Origin of the sequence: Nocardiopsis alborubida, assembly GCF_012396365.1 — a bacterium.
Lineage (GTDB): Bacteria > Actinomycetota > Actinomycetes > Streptosporangiales > Streptosporangiaceae > Nocardiopsis > Nocardiopsis alborubida.
This window is the reverse complement of sequence record NZ_JAAXPG010000014.1, coordinates 141,395-163,728: the sequence shown is the minus strand read 5'-3', so window position 1 is coordinate 163,728 and position 22,334 is coordinate 141,395. Positions and strand designations below refer to the sequence as shown.

Sequence of the window (22,334 nt, the reverse complement as noted above, 5' to 3'; positions counted from 1 at the left end):
CGGCGGCCTCGGTGGGGCCGGGAATCCGGAGTCCGCACCCCCAGACGCCGCACGCACCACCGGCCGCAGACCCGTGACCGGGCCCCCGGCCTCAAAGGTCCCCGGCAGGCAGGAGCCGCACCAGGCTGACCTGAGTCCCCTCGTCGGTCCGGGTGTGGGCGGCGCTCACTCTCCACCGACCGGCGGACAGCGGGACAGGAGCACGCTCGGGCGACCCTTCTCCGGGGTGGACGGTGTCTGGAGAGGACCCCGGGGTGACGGAGTCCATGAGGATGACGGGACCGTCCGTCACCCAGACACCGCACTCCTCCCATTCCACGGCGGAATCGGCCAGGACCGCCTCGGCCGCGGCTCTCAGGTCGGCCTCGGAGTCGGCGGCGATCCAGCGCAGGAAAGCACGGTGCTCAGGCAGGTAGCAACCGGGGTCGGGACCGTCCCCCAGGACCAGCGCCCGCCCGTCGCCGTCTCCCACGGCGATCACCCCGGCCAGGCCGTCCACGGCGCAGGCCCGATCGTAGTCGTCAGGGGTGTCCGTCTCCCCCCAGATCATCCCCGTCTCGGTACAGCCCTCCCACGCGGAGAGCAGGGAGACGGGGACAGCGAGCAGCGGGCCGCCCATGGACTCGATCCACGCAAGGGGGCTACGGGGCTCGTTGGCTCCGATCCGAGAACTCATGGCACCGAGTGTGTTCCCGGCCAGCGACAGTCCAGCCACGGTCGGCGGTGCCCCTGCCGTGTACCGGGGCCGCGCCGACTACTCCCCGGTGAAGGCGGGCCTGACCCGGGCGAGGGAGGCGCTGACCCCGGCCTCGTGGTCCTTGGTGCCGAGCTGCCCGCTCTGCTCCGCGACCTCCCGGTCCAGGGCGGCGGGCAGCGCGGCGAGCAGGTCGGCGCGGAGCGTGGCCTTCATCGAGCGCACGGCCAGCGGGGCGGAGGCGGCGACGCGGTGGGCGTGGTCCACCGCCGCCCGCCGCAGGGCGTCCTCGTCCACCAGCAGGTCGGCCAGGCCGATGGCGTGGGCCTCGGTGCCGGTCACCCGGCGGGCGGTGTAGAACATGTCGGCGGCCTTCTGGCGGCCGACGATCGCGGGCAGGGACACGCTCAGCCCGAAGCCCTGGTGCAGGCCCAGGAGCCCGAAGTTGGCGTGGAAGCGGGTGGAGGGCGCGGCCACCCGGAAGTCCGCCGCGCAGGCCAGGCCCAGGCCGCCGCCCACCGCCGCGCCCTGGACGGCGGCGACCACGGGCACCGGCAGGGAGAACAGGCGCAGCGCCTCGCCGTAGATGGCACTGAGGGTCCGGACCGGGGTGTCGCCGACCCCGCCCGCCGCGAAGTCCACCCCGGCGCAGAAGTTCTTGCCCTCCGAGCACACCACGAGGGCGCGGCGGTCCCCGGTGGCGACCAGCTCCTCGGCGGTGTCCGCCAGCTCCTTGAGGACGGCGTGGTCGAAGTGGTTGTTGGGCGGCCGGTGGATCTCCAGGACGGCGACGTGGCCGTCGAGGCGGACGGACAGTTCCTCGCTCATCGGACGCCTTCCCGTGCGTTCGGTGTGACCGACAACGAGGTTACCGACCAGTACGCCGACCGCGGACGGCCGCCCCTCCTCCCGGGCGCCCGCGCGCCCCAGGCCGGACGAAACAGACGAACCCGGCTCAGGAGTCCGCCCGCGCCACGCCTTCGGGCGTGTGCCGGGGGCCGCCGGGGCGACACCTCTCCCCGGTTGCGCCAAAGGCGCCCCCGGGCGACCGCCGGTCCAGCACACTGGCCTTGCCGGTCTCCCACCAGGGGTGATCGCGCTTGGCACACGTAAAGACACGAAGGGGCCTGCCATGGCCAGCATCCCGGGCGACCTGCTCTACACCACGTCCCACGAATGGGTCCGCCGCGAGTCCGGCGGCACGGTCGCCGTCGGACTGACCGACTACGCCCAGCGGCAGCTGGGCGACGTGGTCTTTCTGGAGCTGCCCGAAGTCGGAGCGCGGGTCGACGCCGAGGAACCGGTGGGAACGGTGGAGTCGGTCAAGGCCGTGTCGGAGTTCTACGCGCCGTTCAGGGGCGAGGTCACCGAGGTCAACACCGAACTCGCGGAGGAGCCCGAGCAGGTCAACGACGACCCCTACGACTGCTGGCTCTTCCTGGTCAGGCCCGCGGACCCGGAGGCGGTGGACGCGCTGCTCGACGCCGAGGCCTACGGGAAGCTGATCCGCGAGGAGGCCGAGGAGTAGGGCTCGCACCCTCTCCTCCGCGGGCCCGTCGGGTCCCCGCCGGTCGGTGTCCCGCCCCCTGCCGGGGCCCGGCCGCGCGGGCGGCGGGGCCGGGCCCGCGGGACACGGACCCTGAGGGGCCCGGGCGCACCGCCTCCCGGTGCGCCCGGGCCGGGCTCGGCCGCGGGGGCGGATCCGCCGACGGGTCGGCCGTAAACCGGATCGGCCCCGGCCGCTCAGCCGGGGGTCAGGCCAGCCCGCGGCGGGCCAGCAGGGGCTCCATCCGGGGCTCGCGGCCCAGGAAGTCGCGGACCGCCTCCATGGGGTCCACGCCGCCGCCCACGGACAGCACCCTCTCCCGGAAGCGGTCCCCGCCCTCCCGGGTGAGGCCGCCGTTCTCGGTGAACCACTCCACGCTCTCGGCGTCCAGGACCTCGCTCCACACGTAGGAGTAGTAGCCCGCGCTGTAGCCGTTGGCGAACACGTGCATGAAGTACGCGGACCGGTAACGCGGGCGGACCAGGGGGTGCAGGGCTCCCGCGGCCTCCAGGGCGCGCGCCTCGAAGGAGGCCGGGTCCTCCACCGCCTCGCCCGGGGCCAGGCGGTGCCACGACCAGTCCAGGAGCGCCGCGGCCAGGTACTCGAAGGTCGCGAAGCCCTGGTTGAACTGGCGGGCGGCCGTCAGGCGCTCGACGAGTTCCGCGGGCACCGGCTCACCGGTCTCGTGGTGGCGGGCGTAGTGGGCCAGGACCTCCGGCCAGGTCGCCCACATCTCGTTGACCTGGGAGGGGAACTCCACGAAGTCGCGCGGCACGCTCGTGCCCTGCACGCGCGGGAACCGCACGGCCGACAGCAGCCCGTGCAGGGCGTGGCCGAACTCGTGGAAGGCCGTCTCGACCTCGTCGAAGGTGAGCAGGGTTGGGCCCGAGGCGGGCTTGGTGATGTTGAGGTTGTTCACCACCACCGGCCGCTCGTCCAGCAGGAAGGACTGGTCGACCAGGTTGTGCATCCACGCGCCGCCGCGCTTGGTCGGCCTGGCGTAGGGGTCCAGCAGGAACAGCCCCAGGGGCGAGCCGTCCCGGTCGAACACCTCCCACACCCGCACGTCCTCGTGGTAGCCCCGCAGGTCGGCCCGCTCGGCGAAGGTGATCCCGTACAGCAGCGTCGCGGCGTGGAAGACGCCGTCCTCGACCACCCTGCCCAGCTCGAAGTAGGGGCGCAGGACGCTGTCGTCGAAGTCGTAGCGCTCCCTGCGCACCTGCTCGGCGTAGAAGGGCCAGTCCCAGGGCTCGATGTCGTGCCCGGCGTGCTCGGCCAGGGCACGGGCCTCCTTCTCGACGTTGCGCCGGGCGGGCCCGACCAGCTGGCCGAGCCGCTCCTCGACCGCGTCGACGGTCTTGGCGGTCTGGTCGGCGACGGTGTAGGCCGCGTGGTCGGGGTAGCCGAGCAGCGCGGCCCGTTCGGCGCGCAGGACGGCCATGCGCGCGGCGATGTCGAGGTTCTCGGGAGCGCGCTCGGCGCTCAGGGTGTAGAGCCGCTCGCGGGTGGCGCGGTTGGTGAGCTGGGCCAGCGCGGGCTGCACGGTGGTGTTGAGCAGGGGCAGGACGTACTCCCCGTCCCGCTCGATCGCGCTGATGTGCGCCTCGTCCAGGCCGTCGAGGTCGGAGACGTCGCCGGTGACGAGGGAGGCCTCGCGGGTGGCCCGGACCACGTTGCGGGAGAACTCGGTGCTCAGCCCGGCGAGTTCGGTGTTGAGCTCGCGCAGCCGGGCCTGCTGGTCGTCGTCCAGGTCGGCGCCCGCCTTGACGAAGTCGAGGCGGTACCGCTCCAGCAGCCAGGCCTCCTGCGGGTCGGAGGTGGTGACCTGCCGAACGCGCTCCCACAGGTCCCGGTTCAGCGAGATGGCGTCCCGGTGCTGCGCGGCCCTGGGGGCGATCTCCCGCTCGATCTCCTCGATGCCGTCGGTGGCGTCGGAACCGGCCAGGGTGTGCAGGACGGTCTCCACCCTGGCCAGGAGCGCGCCGGATCGCTCCAGCGCCGCGATGGTGTTGTCGAAGGTCGGGGGCTGCGGGTCGCGGACGATCGCGTCCACCTCCGCGAGGTGCTCGGCCACGCCCTTGTCGAAGGCGGGCAGGAAGTGCTCCTCGCGGATGGCCGCGAAGTCGGGGAGCCGGTAGGGAAGCTCGCTCGGGGACAGGAACGGGTTGTCGGTCAAGGATCGTGCTCCTCGTTCGTCGGTACCGCCCCGCTCCCCCGCGGTCGTGTGCGGCGGAGCTCTGGGTGAAGCACCGGACTCCCCGGCGTCAGGGTTCTCGGCCGGGCGGGCTCCGGCGCTCGGGGCGCTCGTGCTGTTCTACCTTGCTCCCCGTCCCGTGTCACCCGTGTGCCCGGGGCGCCGCCGACCTCTCGACCACCTCCAGCAGTCTGCCCAGCCCCTCCTCGAACTCGGCGTCCCAGTCGACCGGGCGGTCCAGCACCTCGCCGAGCCGGTGGTGCGCGGGCACCTGCCGGGGGTCCGCCAGCCCGCGGCGTCCGCGCGTGCCGAGACTGCCCTCCCCGAAGCGGCCGTTGACCTCCGAGACCGCGAAGCCCAGGACGAACGTGCTGATCATCCGCTCCAGGGCCGCCACCTGCGCGTCCGGCACACCCGCGTCCAGCAGGGCCGCGTAGAGCGCGTCCACGACCCGCATCGCCTCCGGGAGCTCGGCGGGCCGGTCCAGCAGCAGGGGGAACGTCCGCGGGTACCGGTGCGCCAGCGCGCGGGCCCCGCGGGCGCAGGCCAGCAGCCGGTCGCGCCAGCCGGAATCGGGGCCGGGCGCGGGGGCGGAACCGTGGTCGGGATCGCGGTCGGGCCGGGATCCGGGGTCGGTGTCGGTGTCGGTGTCGGTTCGGGGGTCGGGCTCGGAGCCGGGCAGGGGCAGCTCCCGCAGCAGGCGGCCGACGAGTCCGTCCAGGAGCGCCTCCTTGCCCTCGAAGTACCCGTACAGGGCCATCGGGGTGAGGCCGATGTCGGCCGCGACCGCGCGCATCGACACGGCCGCCAGCCCCCGCTCCTCCGAGAGCCGCAGGGCGGCGTCGAGGATCTCCGGCCTTCTTTCTTGCTTGATCTTGCGCACAGCCATAGTCTACACCGTATACAACTTCACGAAATCCTACGGACAAATCGAGGAAACCCCCCATGCTGGAAGCGTTATCCCTGGTCAAGGAATTCGGATCCGTCCGCGCCCTGGACGGTTTCACACTGGTCGCCGAACCCGGCGAGATCGTCGGACTGGTGGGCCACAACGGAGCCGGGAAGACCACGTTCGCCCATGTCGTCTCGGGCCTGCTGCGCCCCGACGGCGGCCGGGTGCTGATCGGCGGAAAGCCGCCCCGGGCCGCCCGGCGCCTCCTCGGCCTGGCGCCCCAGCACCTCGCGCTGTACCCGACCGTCACGCCCCGGGAGACCCTGCGCCTGTTCGGCGGCCTGCACGGCCTGCGCCGCCGGCCCCTGGACGCGGCCGTCGACGAGATCGCCGACGCGCTCCGGCTCACCGGCTTCCTCGACCGCCGGGTGGGCGTGCTCTCCGGAGGCCAGCAGCGCCGCGTCCAGGCCGCCGCGGCGATGGTCCACCGCCCCTCCCTCCTGCTCCTGGACGAGCCGACCGCGGGTGTGGACCCCGAGACCCGGCAGGCCCTCCTCGACGCGGTGCGCGCCCGGGCCGCGCGGGGCGCGACGGTCGTGTACACCACCCACTACCTGCCCGAACTCACCGAACTGGGCGCCAGCATCGCCGTGGCGCACGGGGGCCGGATCCTCTCCCGGGGCAGCGCCCCGGAGCTGCTCGACGGCCTGCCCGGAGAGGTGCGCCTGACCTTCGACGACGAGGAGGTGCGCGTGCCCACCACCGACCCCACCGCCACCCTGGCGCGGATGCTCACCGAACACGCCCGGCCGGTGCGCGCCGTGGACCTGCGCCAGCCCACCCTCGACGACCTGTACCGGGCGGTGGCCCGTGCGCACTGAACCCGCGCGGCGGCTGGCGCTGCTGGTCCGCCACAACACGGTGCTCCGGCTGCGCGACCCCGGGCACCTCGTCAGCTACCTGGTCATGCCCATGGTGCTCATGCTCGTCTTCAGCCCGCTCTACCGTGCGGCGCTGCCCGACGGCGGGCAGACGCAGGCGGTCACCGGCATGCTCGTCATGTTCTCGGTGCTGTCGCTGTCGGTCGTGGGCACCGCGCTGCTGAGCGAACGCACCTGGCGCACCTGGAACCGCCTGCGCGCGAGCCCGGCGTCGGTCGTGGAGATGCTGCTCGGCAAGGCGCTGCCCGTCTTCGCGCTCCTGGTCCTCCAGCAGGGGCTGCTCCTGCTCTTCGGCGCCCGGGTCGTGGGCATGCCGGTCGCAGGAACACCGGCGCTCCTGCTGTTCGCGGTCTGCGTGTGGGCCTTCGCCCTCCTGGCGGTCGGCGTCGCGCTGGCGGGCGTCGTGCGCGGCCACGGGGAGCTCGCCGCCGTCTGCGACGTCGGCGCCCTGGCCGTGAGCGCCCTCGGCGGGGCCCTCGCGCCGCTCTCCATGATGCCCGCCTGGGCGCAGGCCGCGGCCCCGTTCTCCCCCGGGTACTGGGCGATGGCCATGTTCGGGGCCGCCGTCGCCGGGGACGCCGCGGCCGTGTTCCGCGCGGCCCTGGTCCTCACCGCGGCCGGAGCGGTCGCGGGCGTTCTGGCCTGCGTCCGCGTCGGCCGCGGCCTCGGGGAGCTCCGGGGGTAACGCCGGATGCGGTCATGAGGGCACCGCTCGCCGCCCGGGGCGCGGTGCGTCGTCGGCCGTCGGCCCCCGGCTCACGTCCCCGCTGACGCCTCCTGTCCCGGGGCGACGGCGCGGCGGACGCAGTCCCGCAGCAGGGCGCGCCGCTGGTCGTGCACGTCCGGGGGCTCCGCCGCGGTGGCGGCGTAGACGTTGCTCACCGGCGACCAGGCCATGGACATGGCGATGACCACGGCCATCACGTCGAAGGGGTCGCCCCGCCTGACGCGCCCGGCGGACTGGGCCTCGGCGATCGCGCGGAGCTTGTGGTCGTCGTGGCGCTCGTGCTCCGCGACGAGGTGTCCTTCCGGACGCCGCTCCAGACGGGCCCAGGTGGCGAGGCGGATGAGGTCGGGGCGGGCGAGGTACTCGTCGTAGAGGCGCACGGCCCAGTCGGCCAGGTCCTCGGCGTCGATGGGGGCGACGTTGGTGATGCGCTCCAGCGAGGCGAAGAAGATCGCGTCGAAGAGCCGTTCCTTGTTGCCGAAGTAGCCGTAGAGCTGCGCCTTGTTGGTCCGGGCGGCGGCGGTGATCCGCTCGACGCGGGCTCCGGCGATGCCGTACCGGGCGAACTCCCGTGTGGCGGCGTCGATGATCCGCTGGTAGGTCGCGGCTCCGCGCGCGCTCGACGGCTGGTCGGGCATCGGCTGCTCAGGCATGGCCTCACGCTAGCAGACAGACCGGTTTGTTTGCGGAATCGGCCCGGCCCGCCTAGGGTCAAATAGACCGAACAGTCTGTTTAAGGAGAGAGATGCGCACCACCACCGGTTGGCAGGCGGACCCCGCGACACGCGCCCTGCGACGCGCATCCCTCCAGCGGCGGGACCTGCGCCCGGACGACGTCGCGGTACGCGTGGACTACTGCGGCGTCTGCTTCAGCGACCTGCACGCCCTGCGCGCGCACGGGAGCGACGCGGACGGGGTCCTGGTGCCGGGGCACGAGTTCACGGGCACGGTGAGCGAGGTCGGCGGCGCGGTCACCGGCTTCGCCCCGGGTGACCCCGTGGCCGTCGGCAACATCGTCGACTCCTGCGGGACGTGCCCCATGTGCCGGGCCGGCCAGGAGAACTTCTGCCGCGAGTTCCCGACCCTGACCTACGGCGGCAGCGACCGGCGGGACGGGACGACCACCCTGGGCGGCTACTCCCGCGAGTACCTCGTCCGCGAGGGGTTCGCCTACCGGCTGCCCGAGGGCCTCGACCCGGCCGGAGCGGCCCCCCTGCTCTGTGCCGGCGTCACCGTGTGGGAACCCCTGCGGGCCCTCGGAGTGGGCCCGGGCAGCACGGTCGCCGTGGCCGGGCTGGGCGGTCTGGGCCACCTCGCCGTCAAACTGGCCGTCGCGCTCGGCGCCACGACCTCCGTCATCAGCCGCAGCCCGGACAAGGCCGAGGAGGCCCACGGCCTCGGCGCCGACGGGTTCGTCCTCTCCACCGACGCCGGGCGGATGGAAGCCGTCCGGGACCGGTTCGACGTGGTCGTCGACACCGTCTCCGTCCCCCACGACCTGGCCCCCTACCTGGGCACGGTCGCCATGGACGGCACCCTCAGCCACCTCGGCCACCTCGGCCCCGTCACCGTCGACACCGCCGACCTGCTCATCGGCCGCAAGAGCCTCAGCTCCGCGGGCAGCGGCGGCCGCCCGTCCACCGCCGCCATGCTGGACTTCTGCGCAGAACACGGCATCACCGCCGACATCGAGCTGCTGCCGTCGTCCCGGGTGAACACGGCTCTCGAACGCCTGGAGCGCAACGACGTCCGCCACCGCTTCGTGCTCGACATGTCCGACCTGGACTGAGCGCGGGCCCGGCCGGGCCGCTCCGCTGACACCCCCGTGGCCGTCGGCGGCCGTCCGCTCAGGAGCCGGGCGTCTCCGAGCGGTGGGAGTGCCCGTGCTGGCGCCCCAGCCCGAAGTAGTGGCGGAAGTTGTAGATCAGCGGGTTCCAGCGCGCGGGGTCGACGTGGTCGGTCCCGGGCACCACCAGGCGTTCGTCCGCGTGCACCCGCAGCACCTCGGCCTGGACCACGGTGAGCTCGCCCGAGGCGTCGGCGTCCACGCGCACCGCCCGGGCCTCCAGCTGCAGCGGGCACTCGGCCACGCGGGGCGGCGCGACCCGCTGTGACTCCTGCGGGGTCAGGCCCGCGGCGGCGAACTTGTCGGCCTCGAAGCGGCAGCCCGGCGGCTTGCCCGGGGGCACGGGATCGCGCCCGGTGAGCGGCGCCAGCCGCTCGACGCTCGCCCAGTCCTCGGCGGCGGGGAAGCTGGCCACGAGTTCGGGGCGCGCCGCCAGGTTGCGCGCGGTCTGCCCGGTGGCCCCCAGTCCCAGCACCAGCAGGTACCCCAGGGCCCAGGCCGAGGAGATCGGGGCGAGGTTGGGGGTGCCGTCGTCGTTGACGGTGGAGATCAGCACCACGGGGGTGCCGAAGTAGAGGATGCGCGGTCGGATGGTGCGGTGGGCGAGGGGAGCGGCCGGGGCGGCGCGCCCCGGCTCCGTTCGCTGGTCGGTGGTCATGACCGGGACTCTAGGAGGCCGACGCTTCGGTCGCGGCCGAACTGTTCCCGGCCCCGGTACGGAGGCCGCGGCGCCCGCGTCCGCCCTCACGACACCGTTCGGCGACGGGCTACGGACGCCGACCGTCGGCCCCTCGCCCGAACGACGGCGCCCGCGCACCCTCTTGAAAACAAAAATCCAAAGTGTTTTCATGGTTTCGGACACTCGTCGAACGGAACCCCCATGGACCTGCTCACCGACTTCCTCGCCTGGGCCTGGCCGCGCCACCTCAACCCGCTGAGCTGGTACGTCCGACCGCTGTTCTTCCTGCCCATCGCCTACTTCTGCTGGACGCGCAGGCCCGCGCCGCTGGCGCTGACCATGGTGGCCATGCTCTCCAGCTTCTTCTGGTTCCCCGCGCCCGAGGAGATCGACCCGGCCATGGCCGGGGTCCTGGAGATGGAGAGGGAGCTGTTCACGGACCCCACCTGGGTCACCTGGGCCACCCTGCCGCTGGTGCCCGCGCTGCTCGGCTCGCTGTGCGCGGCGTTCTGGTACCGCTCCCTGGGCTGGGGCCTGGTCGTCGTCAACGGCGGGCTGGTGGTCAAGATCGCCTGGGCCGTCGCCAACTCCGGCGCGGACGGGCTGGCCACCGTGCTCCCCCTGGGCCTGGCCATGGCGGTGGTCACCGCGGTCGTGGTCGCCGTGGCACGCTGGCGTTCGCTCCCCCTGTCCCTGACCGGCCACCGGCACGGCGGGCGGGACGGGCGCGCACCGGCCGCCGCACGCTGACCGGGAACCACCGTCCGCGGGCACCGCCCGCGGACACCGCCACCGAGGGAGGAACCACCGTGCCACCCGCGTTCTCCGCGCAGGAGAAGGAACGCATCACCAACCTGCTGCTGGAGTCCGGACGCGCCCTGTTCACCACCCGGGGACTGCGCAAGACCTCCCTGGAGGAGCTGGTCGCGCCCGCCGGTATCGCCAAGAGCAGCTTCTACGCCTTCTTCGACTCCAAGGAGGCCCTCTACCTGGAGCTGATGCTGCGCCAGATGGCCGAGGTCAGGGAGCGCGTCATCGACGAGGCCCTGACCAGCACCGACGACACCCGCGAGGGACTGCGGCGGTTCCTGCGCGCCAGCCTGGACGAGCTGGCCGACAACCCCCTGTACGGACGGCTCGTGACCCACCCCGAGGAGATGGACGCGGTCGCGCGCAGGGTCGCCCCGTCCCGGGCCGCCTCCTCCCCCGACAGCCCCGCCGCCGCGCTGGGCGCGTTCGTGGACGCCCGGCGCGGGACGGGCGAACTGGTGGACGCCCACCCGGCCGCCATCGTCGGCGTCCTCCAGGCCGTCCTGCTCCTGCCCGTGAACGCCGACCGGCTGGCGGCGCCGGAGCACTACCACCAGACCCTCGACCTGCTGATCGACATCGTCGCGCGGGGTCTCACCCCCCGGAAGGAATGACCGGCGTGCACGCCCTCCTGCTCACTCACGGCACCCGCGGAGACGTCCAGCCCTTCCTGGCCCTGGCCAGGGCCCTGGACGCGGCCGGGCACACCAGCGTGGTCGCGGGCCCCGCGTCCGCCGCCCCGCTGGCCGCCGAGTACGACGTCGCCTACCGCCCGGTGGACGACGGCCCCAACGCCCTCATGGGCGATCCCGGGCTGAACGGCGTGATGGAGACCGGACTGCGGGGGCTGCGCGGCGCCGTGCACGCCGCCGCGCTCCTGCGCAGGATCACCCCGCTCATGCGCAGGGTCCACGACGACACGGCCCTGCTCACCGACGAGGACGCGGACGTGGTCGTGCACATCCCCGGCATGCCGGGAGGGCACATCGCCGAACGCCTGGGCGTGCCCTCCGTCCCGGTGGCCCTCCAGCCCTCCTGGGTGCCCACCCGCGCCTTCCCCGCCCCCGGCGTGCCCTGGCCGCGGTGGGCGCCCCCGGCGCTCAACCCGCTGACCTACCGGCTGACCGCCCTGGCCCTGCGCGGACAGCGCGCGGTGGCCGAGGAGTTCCGGGACGGACTGGGCCTGCCCCGAAGGGCCGGGCGCCACGACCCGCTGCGCCAGCCGGACGGGAGACCCTCCACCGTGCTCCAGGCGTTCAGCCGCCACCTGCTCCCGCCGCGTACGCACTATCCGCCGCGGGTGCGCACCACCGGCTTCTGGTTCCCGCCGACGGACACGCGGTGGCGGCCCTCCCCGGACCTGGAGGCGTTCCTGGGCGCCGGGGGGCCGCCGGTGTTCATCGGGTTCAGCAGCCTGCCCACGGCCGATCCCGCGGCCACCGGGCGCGTGGTGGGCGAGGCCGTGCGCCGGGCCGGGGTTCGCGCGGTCGTCGCCTCGGGCCGGGGCGGCATCACCGCCGGAGCCGGTGGGAACGACGTGCTGGTCATCGACGGGGCCCCGCACGAGCGGCTGTTCCCGCGGTGCTCGGCGGTCGTGCACCACGGCGGCGCCGGGACCACCGGCGCCGCGCTCGCCGCGGGCAGACCGCAGGTCGGGTGCCCCTTCTGGGGCGACCAGCCGTTCTGGGCGCAGCGGACCCACGCGGCCGGGGCCGCCGTCACCCCGCTGCGGGGCCAGCGCCTGACCGCGGACGCCCTGGCCTCGGCCCTGGTCCGCGCGGTCGGCGATCCCGCTCTCGCCGAACGGGCGCGCGTCCTGGGCGAACGGGTGCGCGCCGAGGACGGCGCGGGCACGGCCGTGCGGCTGCTGGAGGAGGTCGTCGCCCGGCGCGGGGGCTCCTGAGCCGGGCCCGCGGCGTCCGCGTTCCCCGTCAGCCACGGCTCCGGAGGGTCCGCGCCCGGCTTCGCCCCGGGCCGGGCCGGACCAACCGTGCGGGTCCCGGCTCAGACGGCACCCCGGCCGGGACCGGACCGCGCTCCGGTCCCGGCCCTCACACCACCGCGGTCAGGCCTTGGCCTGGTGGGTGTCGACCGTCCACGCGCGCGCCTGATCGCTCAGAGTCACCCCCAGTCCGGGCCGGTCGGAGAGGTGCATGCGCCCGCCAGAGATCTCCAGGTGCTCGTTGAAGAGGGGGTCGAGCCACTCGAAGTGCTCCACCCAGGGCTCGTGCCGGTAGGCCGCGGCCAGGTGGATGTGGACCTCCATCGCGAAGTGCGGGGCCAGCTGGAGGTGGCGCCGGTCGGCCATCGCCATGACCTGGAGGAACTGCGTGATGCCGCCGATCCGGGGCGCGTCGGGCTGGATGATGTCCGCGCCCCCGTGCCGGATCAGCTCGGCGTGCTCGGCGACGCTGGTGAGCATCTCGCCGGTGGCGATGGAGGTGTCGAACGTCGCGGCCAGGCGCCCGTGGCCCTCGAAGTCGTGGGCGTCCAGCGGCTCCTCGATCCAGACCAGCCCGAACTCCTCGAAGGCACGGCACATGCGCTGGGCGTCGGCGCGCGACCACTGCTGGTTGGCGTCGACCATCAGCGGCACGCCGTCCCCGAGGTGCTCGCGCACCGCCGCGACCCGGGCCAGGTCCGTGGCGCTGTCGGGGTGGCCGACCTTGAGCTTGATGCCGCCGATGCCGTCGGCCACCGCCGCGGCCGACCTCTCCTTGACCTCCTCGACGGGCGCGTGGAGGAAACCGCCCGAGGTGTTGTAGCAGCGCACCGAGTCGCGGTAGCTGCCCAGGAGCTTGGCCAGCGGCAGGCCCGCCCGCTTGGCCTTGAGGTCCCACAGGGCGATGTCGAAGGGCGCGATCGCCTGGGTGGCCAGCCCGCTGCGGCCCACCGAGGCGCCCGCCCAGACGAGCTTGTCCCAGATCTTGCCCGTGTCGCTGGGGTCCTCCCCCAGCAGGACGGAGGCCACCTCCCGGGCGTGGGCGAACTGTCCCGGGCCGCCCGCCCGCTTGGAGTAGCCGAACCCGACGCCCTCGTGACCGGCCTCGGTGGTGATCTCGGCGAAGAGCATCGCGACCTCGGTCATCGGGCGCTGGCGCCCGGTGAGGACCTTGGCGTCGCTGATGGGCGTGTCCAGGGGAAGGGTGACCGAGGAGATCGTGACGCTAGTGATGCGGTCCTGCGTGGCCGCTCCGGCGTGCGGGGTCATGGACGTCCTTTGCTCGTGGTCGTGCGGGCGGGTGCGTGTGCGTGCGGGCGGGCGCGTGCGAGGGCGGGCGTGGCGGACGTCCGCCGTGGCGGAGCCGCGTCCGCGACCGTGGCCGTGCGCGGACGCAGGCGCGGTCCCGGGTCCTCCGGCCCCCGGGCGGCGTCCGGTGCGGGTCCCGCCCGCCCCGGACGCCGCGCCGGACGGCTCAGGAGGTCTCGATGGCCGCCTCGGCCTCGGTCATGAACTGCTCGGCGGCCTCGGCCGGGGTGAGGTCGCCGAAGGCGAGGCCGTCGCTGACGCGGCTGCTGATCTCCGTGACCTGGCTGGCGCCGATCGGCGCCGGCGGGTTGCCGTCCACGATCGTGCCCTCGATCCCGCTCATGAACCCGGCCATCCGGGCGTCGGCCTCGGGCAGGTCGTCGACGATGGCCTCGCGGACCTCGGTGTTGGCGGGCAGGCCCAGGTCGGCCAGGAGCAGCTCGGCCGCGGCCGTGTCGTTGAGCATGTAGTCGACGAAGCGGGCCGCCTCCTCGGGGTGCTCGGAGCCCGCGGAGATCGAGTAGAACATGGCGGGCTTGAAGAACAGGCCGGTCCGGTCGAACTCGGTCTCGCCGGGGTAGCGCAGGAGCTCGACCTCGCGCCCGGAGGCCTCGACCACGTTGCCGAGCTGGTTGCTCCAGAAGTGCGCCATGGCGCCCTCGTTGGTGGCCACGACCGACTGGTCGATGCCGCCCGCCTCGATCTCCACGCTCCGGGCGGCGCTGGGCTGGCCGCCGTTGTCCAGCAGCTCCCGGGTGATCTCGTACCAGGCCTCCAGGGTCTCCTGGGAGAAGCCGAGGCTGCCGTCCTCGTTGTAGAGCGCCTCCCCGTGCTGTCGGGCGAAGACCTGGAAACCGGCCTCGTTGTAGCTCATGCTCTGGGCGCCGACGTACTCGCCGCCGCTGCCCTCGCTGATCTGTCCGGCGATCTCGACGTAGTCCGCCCAGGTCCAGGTGTCGTCGTCGGGCATCTCCACCCCCGCGGCCGCGAAGGCCTCCGGGTCGGCGTGAACGGTGTAGGCGTTGACACCGCTGGCCGCGCCGAAGGTCTGGCCGTCCAGCTGGCCGCTCTCGGCGACCAGCGGGTCGATCCGCGACAGGTCCAGGCCCTCGGCCTCGCTCAGGTCCAGCAGGGCGCCGCGGTCGGCGTACTCGCGCAGGTAGCGCTCCTCCTGCATGGCGACGTCGGGTGCGTCGTTGGCCGCGGTGTTGGTGGCCAGGCGGTCCCAGTACGCGGACCAGTCGGTGGTCTCCGCCGTGATCCGGATGTCGGGGTTGTCGGCCTCGAAGTTCTCGATGATCTGGAGCATGGTGGTCTGCCGCTCGTCCGAGCCCCACCAGGAGAAGCGCAGCTCCACGGTGCCGTCGTCACCGCCCGAGCAGGCTGAGGCGAGCAGGACCGTCGCCGCGGCCGCGGCGGTCGCGGACAGGGCGGTGCCTCGGCGGCCGTGTCGGCGCCCTCGGCCCGGGGGTACGCGCATGGTGGTGTTTCCCTTCGGCTTCCGGCTCGCGCCGGTGACGGCTGTGGCTTCGGCGGGGGTGTCCGCGCCCGGCTGTCCGGGGGGACGCGGACACGGTGGTGTGCGTGGGAACACAGGGGAGGAACGGCTCGAAACGGTCTGGTAAGCGCTATCCAAGGACTATGATGGTCAGTTTTTAGCACTGTGTTCACATGTGTGTCAACGGTTCACATCCGTGGACCACCTGGTGGACCACCCCGCCGCTCCCGCCAGCCCCCTCGCCATGCCCGCCACCGCAGCCGCACGCGCGAGCACGAAGGGCGACCCGGGGCGGCCTGAGTCCCACATCGGGGCAGACCCGTGCGACAGCTCTCACCCCTCCGCTCGGAAAACGCTTACCCTCCCCCGGTGCGCGGCGAAACCTCGCGGGGGAGGAAGCCGTCACCCGCGTCGGCGGCGGGACGGCCCGCCGACGAGACCCCGCCGTGGTGGGGGCCACGCCGCCCCCGCGCGGTCCGGTCCGAAACCCCGCGCGGTCCGGATCAGGGGCGGTTCCGACCGGGGACCAGCGCCGCTCCGGCGAGCGGCACCAGGGCGAGCAGGAGCCAGGGAAGCGGCCCGCCCAGGTCCAGCAGCGCCCCCGCGGGGACGCTGCCCAGAAGCACCACCAGCCCCGACAGCGAGGACAGCGCGCCCGTGAACAGGCCCAGGTGGCGGTCCTCGACCAGGTCGGGGATCCAGGCCCGCACCGTGGGCACGATGAGCACCTGGCCCAGGGTCAACGCGGTGACGAACACCGCGGAGGGCACGAGCCCGCCCAGCGCGCCGACCGGCATCGACGCGGCGGCCCCGGCGAAGCCCAGGCAGATCAGCACCAGCCCCCACACCAGCGTCGCGCGCCGTGTCAGACGGGCGGCGGCCCAGCGCAGCACGGGCATCTGCGTGACGATGTAGAGCAGCGACGCCCAGGCCAGCAGCCAGCCCAGCGCCGTCTGGGAGCCGGTCGCCCGCTCCACCTCCGCGGGCAGGGCCAGGTAGAGCTGGTTGTAGGCCAGCAGGTAGCCGCTGTAGGCCAGGCTCAGCGCCAGGAACCGGCGGTTGCCCAGCAGCAGGCGCAGCCCCTCCCGCAGGCGCGGCGTCCCCCGGTCGGCCGCCGCGGGCGCGTCCGGCGCGGTGCGGGGCATCAGCCGCAGGTGCCCGGCCAGCACGGCGGCGAAGACCGCGGCCCCGGCCAGGCAGGCGGCGCGGAAGCCGCCGAGCAGCAGCAGGGCGCCCAGCGGCGGACCGACGAGGGTTCCCGCCTGCCCCGCGACGGAGAACAGGGCGAGCATCCGGGTACGGGGTTCGCCCGTCCGCCGCTCGTGCCGCACGGCCTGGCGCACGATCTCGGTCTCCACCGCCGGGGAGAACAGCGCGGCGGCGAAACCGATGAGCAGGACCGAGGCGATGACCGACCCGGTGCCCTGTGCGAAGCCGAGCCAGCAGAACCCGGCCACCCGCAGCACGCAGCCCGCCAGCACCACCGGGCGCGCCCCGAACCGGTCGGTGAGCGTGCCTCCCACCACGAACAGCCCCTGCTGGCTGAAGGTGCGCAGGCCCAGTACGAGGCCGACCAGCCATCCGGCCAGGCCCAGGGCGCCGCCGAGGTGGTCGGCGAGGTAGGGCAGGACCGCGAAGAAGCCGACGTTGAACGCGAACTGGGAGCCGACCAGCAGCAGGGGCAGCGCGGGCAGACCGCACACGTCGCGCAGCGCCGCGGCCCCGCGCGCGGTGGTCCGGGACAGGACGTTCCCGCGCCCGCGGGGAGGCCGCTCCGGGCTCACGAGGCGCTCGGCAGCGACCGGTCCCGGGAGGTGCCGGGGAAGGCCGGGACGGCCTCCACCAGTTCGCGGGTGTAGGGGTCGGCGGGGTCGGAGCAGACCCGGTGGGCGGGGCCGGTCTCCACCAGCCTCCCCTCGCGCATGACCGCCGCGCGGTGCGCGACGTGCCCGACGAGCGCCAGGTCGTGGCAGATGAACAGGTAGCCCAGCCCCAGCTCGTCCTGGAGGCCGGTGAGCAGGTTGAGCACCCCGGCGCGCACCGAGGAGTCCAGGGCGGACACCGGCTCGTCCAGGACCAGCAGCCGCGGCTCACAGGCCAGCGCGCGGGCGATCCCCACGCGCTGGCACTGCCCGCCGGAGAGCTCGTGCGGCAGCCGGTCGCCGTGCGCGGGGTCCAGTCCGACCTTCTCCAGCAGCTCCGCCACCCGGGCGGGGCCGGTCGCACGGTCCCAGCGGCCGTGGATGCGCAGGGGTTCGGCGACGGCGTCGCGCACGCGCAGGCGCGGGCTGAGCGAGCCGTAGGGGTCCTGGAAGACCGGCTGGAGCGCGGGGCGCAGGGCGCGCAGTTCCCGCTCGCCCAGGGCGGTCAGCTCCCGGCCCTCGAAGCTCACCGTCCCGGCCTGGGTCCGCCGCAGCCCGATCACGGCGGCGGCGGTGCTGGACTTGCCGCACCCCGACTCCCCGACCAGGGCGAGCGTCTCCCCCGCGTGGATGTCGAAGGAGATCCCGTCGACGGCCGTCACCGGGGCGGCCCGCCGGGTGCGGCCCGGGTAGCGCACCACCAGGTCGCGCACGCTCAGCAGCGGTGGGGTGGTCATGTCGTCCTTCCTCATGGTGTGTGCGGTGCTCCCGTCGCGGCCGGGACCGGTGCCGCGGTCGCCTCCGCAACGGACCCGGCGGGCTGGCCGGAAACGTCGCCGGTATGACGCAAGGGGCCGGATCCGGTGAGCCCTTCCGGTCACGCGGTGTCCGTGAACAGGGAGGACGCCGGGTCGGGCAGGTCCTGCCAGCGGTGGCAGGACACCAGCCTGCCCGACTCCCCCGCCGCCGCGGGTGAGGGCTCCTCGGCGTGGCACCGATCCTGCGCCAGCGGACAGCGGGGCGCGAAGGCGCAGCCGCCGGGCAGCGCCTCCGGCGAGGGGGGCGTTCCGGCGATGGCGGGGAGGCGGCGGTCCCCGGCCCCGGGCCGGGGCAGCGCGGCGACCAGGCCCGCGGTGTAGGGGGCGCGGGGCCGGGTCAGGACCGGCCCCACCGGGCCCGACTCGACGTGGCGCCCGGCGTAGACGACCACCACCCGGTCGGCGTAGCCGCCGACGACGCCCAGGTCGTGGGTGACCAGGACGACCGCGGTGCCGGTCCGCTCCCGCAGCCCGCACAGCAGTTCCAGCATCCGGGCCTGCATCCTGGGGTCGAGCGCGGTCGTGGGCTCGTCGGCGAACACCAGGGCGGGTTCGTTGACCGTGGCCATCGCGATGACCGCCCGCTGGCGCATGCCGCCGGAGAACTCGTGCGGGTAGGCGTGCGCGCGCCGGGCCGCGTCGGGGATGCCGACCCGGTCCAGGGCGGCCACCGCCCGCTCCCACGCCGAGGCACGGCTCATCCGGCGCACGGAGCGCAGGGCGCGCACGAGTTGGGCGCCCACGGTGTGCACGGGGCTGAGCACCGCGAGCGCGTCCTGGGGCACCAGGGACATCCGCCGCCCGCGCAGGGGCCGCAGGACCGCGGGCGGGGCTCCGACCAGTTCACGCCCGTCCAGGCGGACGCTTCCGGTGACGGAGGCGCCGGAGGGCGCCATGCCCAGGACGGCGCGGGCGGTGACCGACTTCCCCGCCCCCGACTCCCCCACGAGAGCGAGCACCTCGCCGGGGCGCACGTCGAAGGAGAGCCCGCGCACGGCGCTGACCCCGCCCCCTCGCCGTCCGGGCAGGGTGACCCGCAGGTCGCGGACCGACAGCAGGGCCTCACCGCTCACCGCCTCCCCGGTCCCGGGCGCCCCGCCGTCCGGGAACGGGAGGCCGCGCCCGCTCGTCGTCGCTTCCTTGTCGCCGATCGTCACGTCAGGGCTCCTCGGGGTGGTGCGACCGGGGCGGAACGGAACGTCCGGCGCCGCGAGGGCGTCCACGAGCCCCGGGGAAGCGTGGACGAGGAGACGGCGAACGCGGCCAGCAGCAGGAGCATGGCGGCCGGGGCCAGGGCCGCCAGGGGCGCGCGCTCCACGTAGGCCAGGGACTCCGACAGGCTCAGGCCCCACTCGGCCGAGGGCGGCTGCGAGCCCAGTCCGAGGAAGCCGAGCGAGGCGATGGCCAGCGCGATGCCCGGCAGGCGCAGCACGGCGTGGCGGGCCACCGGCCCCAGGACCGCGGGCAGCACGTGCCGGACCAGGATCCAGCGGGAGTCGGCGCCCAGGGCCCGCTGCGCGGTCAGGTAGGCGGCCGCGCGCGTCTCCTGGACCAGCGCGGAGGTGTGCGCGGCGAGCGGGGGCCAGGAGACCAGGGCCACGGCCACGGCGGCGCCGAGGGGGCCGGGCCCGGCGATGGCGGCCACCAGGATTCCGGCGATCACCGGGGGCAGGGCGTTGGCGATCTCCGAGGCGCCCGCCGACAGCGCCGGGGCGAACCCGACCAGCAGCGCGACGGCCAGGCTGGCCAGGCACACCAGCGCCGCGGTGCCCACGGTGGCCAGGGCGCCGTGCCCGAGCCGGGCCAGGACGTCGCGGCCGACCGCGTCGGTGCCCAGGGGGTGGTCCCAGGAGGGCGCGGCGAGGCGTTCGGCCACTTGGACGGTCATGGCGTCGCGGGTCAGTCCCCACAGGCACACCGCCAGGATCAGCGCCGCGCACACCGCGGGCACCGCGCGGCGCACGGCTCCCGCGGGGGCCGTGGGCGGCGGGGGCAGGGACAGGGCCGCGTCGTGCAGGCCCGGGCCCAGCAGGAGGCGGCGCGCGGCCTGGGCGGCGATCCCGGCCGCGGTGCCGAGCAGCACCAGTCCGAGCACCGAGCCCTGGAGCAGCGGCAGGTCCTGGGACTGGGCGGCGCCCAGGGCGGTGCGGCCGATCCCGGGGACGGCGAAGACCGTCTCGACCGCGACGGCGCCGCCGGTCAGGCCGACGACGACCATGGCGAACTGGGGGATGAGGGCGGGGGTGGCCCGGCGCAGGGCCGCGGCGGCGATGGCCGCCGGGGAGCAGCCCGAGGCCGTCCACAGCCCCACCCAGCGTTCGGTGAGGACGGCGGGCAGCGCGTCGTCGAGCAGCCGTCCCAGCAGTCCGCCCGCGGGCAGGCCCAGCGCCAGGGCCGGGAGCACGAGGTTCTCCGGCCCCTGCCAGCCGTAGGGCGGCAGCCAGCCCAGCCACACCGAGAGCGAGACCATGAGCAGGACGGCGACGAGGAACTCGGGCAGGGCCGTGAGCATCGCGGCGGCGGCCCCGCTGCCCGACCCGACCCGGCGGGGGGTGCCGCGCACCCCGCGCACCAGAGCGGGTGCGCACAGCGCGGCCGCGACGACCAGGGCGACGGCGAGCGCGGCGCCCATGACCGTCAGGGACACGCCCATGGCCGAGACGACCGAGGGCAGCACGGGCGCGTCGGAGACCCAGGAGCGGCCGAGGTCGCCCTGCAGGACGCCGCCGAACCAGCGGGCGAGCGTCGCCGCGGGGCCGTCGGCCAGGCCGAGGTCCTCCCGGATGGCGTCGAGCACCTCGGGCGTGGGCGCCTGCTCGGCCGAGCGGGCGCGCAGCACCGACAGGGCGGGATCGCGCCCGGACAGCCAGGGCAGGAGTCCGACGACGACCGTGACCAGGACCAGGGCGGCGACGCGGGAGACCAGGGGCAGGAGCCACCCGGCCCCGCGGGCGCCGGTGCGGCCGGGGCGCCCGGTGTGATCGGGGGCGGCGGTGCGGTCGGGGGCGGCGGCGTCCATCAGTTCAGCCGGGTCCGCGGGGTGACGAGCAGGCGCTCGCGCGGGTCCTTGGCCGAGTCCACGACGTTGGCGGCGTCGCCCTGGATGACGCGCTCGTGCAGCATGGGGATGGCGGCGTCGGTGGCCAGGACGGCCGCCTCGGCCTCCAGGATCGCGGCGCGCCGCTCGTCGCCCGCGGGGGTCCGCTCGGCCTCCTCCAGTGCCGCGTCCACCTCCTCGTCGCACAGCTGGGCGATGTTGAAGGAGCCGTCGCAGGAGAAGTCGCTCGTCATGTAGGCGGCGGGGTCACCGGAGTCCAGGACGGTCGCCCGGGAGAGGATGAACGCGTCGAAGTCGCCGTTGAGGGCGTCCTCCTCGATGTTGGCGTACTCGCGCACGACCTGTTCGACCTCGAACCCGGCGTCCTCCAGCTGCTGCTCCAGCACGGTGGCGACCTCGGGCAGCTCGGCGCGGTCGGTGAAGGTGGCCAGGGTGATGACGGCGCCGTCGGGGTCGGCGGCCTCGGTGGCCTCCTCGCGCTCGGGGCGGTCGGCGGCCCAGGGCAGCGCGGGGCCCAGCAGGCCCTCGGCCACGTCCGCGCGCTCCTCGTAGACGCCGTCCACCAGCTCCTGCCGGTCGATGGCCTCGCGTGCGGCGGCGCGCAGGCCGGGGTCGGTGAAGGGCCCGTCCTGGGTGTTGAGGTAGAGGGTGTTGGTGCGCGGCATCGGCACCTCGGTGATCAGCTCCTGGTCCAGCAGGGCGGCCTGGGAGGTGGGCACGGCCTCCACGATGTCGGCCTCGCCGGTGCGCAGGGCCGCGGCGCGGGCGGTGCCGTCGGGCACGAAGCTGACGTCGATGCCCGGGGCCAGGGCCGCCTCGCCCCAGTAGCCGTCGTAGCGGTCCAGGCTCGCGGAGGTGGTGCCGTTGACCTCGACCAGCTCGAAGGGGCCCGAGCCGGTGCCGACCGGGCTGACGGTGTCACCCTCGTAGGCGCTCTCGGCCAGGATCGACAGCTGCGGCGAGGACAGGCGCTGCGGGACGAGCGGGTCGGCCTCGGCGGTGGTGACGGTGACGGTGCCGCCCTCGGCCTCGATGCCGAGTTCGACGCCGTCGAGGATGCGCGGCTTGGGCGAGGCCTGCGCGGCGTACTCCAGGGAGTGGGCGGCCACGTCGGCGGTCAGCTCCGTGCCGTCGTGGAAGGTCACCCCGTCGCGGATGGTGAAGGTCCAGGTGGTCTCGTCCACCTGGGTCCACTCGGTGGCCAGGCCGGGCTGGGGGTCGCCGACCTCGTCCAGGACGACGAGGGTCTCGGCGGTGCTCCAGCGGGAGAGCTTGAAGGCGTCGTCGGTGAGCGGGGACAGGGCCGACCTGGGCGGCTGCATCATCGCCACCGCGATGCGCCCGTCCTCGTCGGCGGTGGCGGTGTCGCCGCCGGAGGGGAAGCAGGCGGTCAGCAGGAGGGCGGAGGCGGCGGCCAGGCAGGCGCCGGGAGGGATCTTGCGCAGGTGCACGGCGGTTCTTCCGGGTCGGGGGCGGGGAGGCCGCCGCGGCGCGCGGACGCCTCGGCGGACCAGAGCAG

20 protein-coding genes are annotated in these 22,334 nt (G+C 74.7%); 7 read left to right on the top strand and 13 right to left on the bottom strand.

Translation table 11 applies throughout. From position 1 onward, the window contains the following. Positions 1-91: 91 nt before the first annotated feature. Positions 92-676 carry an immunity 21 family protein gene (locus tag HGB44_RS16390; RefSeq protein ID WP_061078644.1) on the bottom strand — a complete coding sequence of 195 codons (585 nt, stop codon included), beginning with the start codon at positions 674-676 and terminating at the stop codon, positions 92-94. Positions 677-754: 78 nt separating this feature from the next. Continuing rightward, positions 755-1,522, bottom strand: coding sequence for an enoyl-CoA hydratase/isomerase family protein (locus HGB44_RS16385; RefSeq protein WP_061078643.1), 768 nt, complete (start codon positions 1,520-1,522; stop codon positions 755-757). Positions 1,523-1,826: 304 nt separating this feature from the next. On the opposite strand from HGB44_RS16385, the gene gcvH reads away from it, so the two are divergent. Further along, complete coding sequence (gcvH, locus tag HGB44_RS16380) at positions 1,827-2,222, top strand: glycine cleavage system protein GcvH (RefSeq protein ID WP_061078642.1); 396 nt, start codon at positions 1,827-1,829, stop codon at positions 2,220-2,222. A 226-nt stretch (positions 2,223-2,448) separates the two neighbouring features. Here gcvH and HGB44_RS16375 read toward each other — a convergent pair whose 3' ends face one another. Further along, positions 2,449-4,416 (bottom strand): M3 family metallopeptidase, encoded by a 1,968-nt coding sequence (locus tag HGB44_RS16375; RefSeq protein WP_061078641.1) that lies wholly within the window; start codon positions 4,414-4,416, stop codon positions 2,449-2,451. A 160-nt stretch (positions 4,417-4,576) separates the two neighbouring features. Continuing rightward, the gene (locus tag HGB44_RS32465; RefSeq protein ID WP_210751738.1) at positions 4,577-5,317 is read right to left on the bottom strand and encodes a TetR/AcrR family transcriptional regulator; all 741 of its coding nucleotides are present in this window, start codon (positions 5,315-5,317) and stop codon (positions 4,577-4,579) included. Positions 5,318-5,379: 62 nt separating this feature from the next. Here HGB44_RS32465 and HGB44_RS16365 point away from each other — a divergent pair, with 62 nt between their 5' ends. Further along, on the top strand, positions 5,380-6,207 hold the full coding sequence (locus tag HGB44_RS16365) for an ABC transporter ATP-binding protein (protein ID WP_061078639.1): 828 nt from the start codon (positions 5,380-5,382) through the stop codon (positions 6,205-6,207). Beyond that, a complete protein-coding gene (locus tag HGB44_RS16360) occupies positions 6,197-6,952 on the top strand; it encodes an ABC transporter permease (protein WP_061078638.1) in 756 nt (251 codons plus the stop codon). Before HGB44_RS16365 ends, HGB44_RS16360 begins: the two co-directional genes overlap by 11 nt. A gap of 71 nt (positions 6,953-7,023) precedes the next feature. Here the strand turns inward: HGB44_RS16360 and HGB44_RS16355 are convergent, their stop codons facing one another. After that, positions 7,024-7,647: a TetR family transcriptional regulator gene (locus HGB44_RS16355; RefSeq protein WP_231972229.1), complete on the bottom strand. Its 624-nt coding sequence runs from the start codon at positions 7,645-7,647 to the stop codon at positions 7,024-7,026. A gap of 92 nt (positions 7,648-7,739) precedes the next feature. Here HGB44_RS16355 and HGB44_RS16350 point away from each other — a divergent pair, with 92 nt between their 5' ends. After that, a complete protein-coding gene (locus HGB44_RS16350) occupies positions 7,740-8,783 on the top strand; it encodes an NAD(P)-dependent alcohol dehydrogenase (RefSeq protein ID WP_061078636.1) in 1,044 nt (347 codons plus the stop codon). Between the two features lie 58 nt (positions 8,784-8,841). On the opposite strand, the gene HGB44_RS16345 is transcribed toward HGB44_RS16350, so the two are convergent. Then, positions 8,842-9,498, bottom strand: coding sequence for a flavin reductase family protein (locus tag HGB44_RS16345; RefSeq protein WP_061078635.1), 657 nt, complete (start codon positions 9,496-9,498; stop codon positions 8,842-8,844). 222 nt (positions 9,499-9,720) lie between these two features. Between HGB44_RS16345 and HGB44_RS16340 the strand changes: the two genes are divergently transcribed. The 3 genes from HGB44_RS16340 to HGB44_RS16330 are packed head-to-tail and all read left to right on the top strand — an operon-like array spanning position 9,721 to position 12,232. Continuing rightward, positions 9,721-10,269 (top strand): hypothetical protein, encoded by a 549-nt coding sequence (locus HGB44_RS16340; protein ID WP_061078634.1) that lies wholly within the window; start codon positions 9,721-9,723, stop codon positions 10,267-10,269. Between the two features lie 59 nt (positions 10,270-10,328). Beyond that, complete coding sequence (locus HGB44_RS16335; RefSeq protein WP_061078633.1) at positions 10,329-10,943, top strand: TetR/AcrR family transcriptional regulator; 615 nt, start codon at positions 10,329-10,331, stop codon at positions 10,941-10,943. Then, positions 10,940-12,232, top strand: a complete 1,293-nt coding sequence (locus HGB44_RS16330) for a glycosyltransferase (RefSeq protein ID WP_061078632.1) — start codon at positions 10,940-10,942, stop codon at positions 12,230-12,232. The genes HGB44_RS16335 and HGB44_RS16330 overlap by 4 nt, the downstream gene beginning before the upstream one ends. 162 nt (positions 12,233-12,394) lie before the next feature. On the opposite strand, the gene HGB44_RS16325 is transcribed toward HGB44_RS16330, so the two are convergent. The 7 genes from HGB44_RS16325 to HGB44_RS16295 form a co-directional block, all read right to left on the bottom strand. Continuing rightward, entirely contained in the window at positions 12,395-13,540 is a 1,146-nt protein-coding gene (locus HGB44_RS16325) for an L-talarate/galactarate dehydratase (protein WP_061078631.1), read from the bottom strand. 205 nt (positions 13,541-13,745) lie between these two features. After that, positions 13,746-15,059, bottom strand: a complete 1,314-nt coding sequence (locus tag HGB44_RS16320; RefSeq protein ID WP_061078630.1) for an ABC transporter substrate-binding protein — start codon at positions 15,057-15,059, stop codon at positions 13,746-13,748. Between the two features lie 521 nt (positions 15,060-15,580). Further along, positions 15,581-16,861, bottom strand: coding sequence for an MFS transporter (locus HGB44_RS16315; protein ID WP_231972228.1), 1,281 nt, complete (start codon positions 16,859-16,861; stop codon positions 15,581-15,583). Next, positions 16,858-17,676 carry an ATP-binding cassette domain-containing protein gene (locus HGB44_RS16310; RefSeq protein ID WP_061078629.1) on the bottom strand — a complete coding sequence of 273 codons (819 nt, stop codon included), beginning with the start codon at positions 17,674-17,676 and terminating at the stop codon, positions 16,858-16,860. The genes HGB44_RS16315 and HGB44_RS16310 overlap by 4 nt, the downstream gene beginning before the upstream one ends. A 140-nt stretch (positions 17,677-17,816) precedes the next feature. Then, entirely contained in the window at positions 17,817-18,830 is a 1,014-nt protein-coding gene (locus tag HGB44_RS16305; RefSeq protein WP_061078680.1) for an ABC transporter ATP-binding protein, read from the bottom strand. 80 nt (positions 18,831-18,910) lie between these two features. Further along, on the bottom strand, positions 18,911-20,776 hold the full coding sequence (locus tag HGB44_RS16300; protein ID WP_061078628.1) for an ABC transporter permease subunit: 1,866 nt from the start codon (positions 20,774-20,776) through the stop codon (positions 18,911-18,913). Next, positions 20,776-22,266 carry an ABC transporter substrate-binding protein gene (locus tag HGB44_RS16295; protein WP_061078627.1) on the bottom strand — a complete coding sequence of 497 codons (1,491 nt, stop codon included), beginning with the start codon at positions 22,264-22,266 and terminating at the stop codon, positions 20,776-20,778. The genes HGB44_RS16300 and HGB44_RS16295 overlap by 1 nt, the downstream gene beginning before the upstream one ends. Between the last annotated feature and the right edge of the window lie 68 nt (positions 22,267-22,334).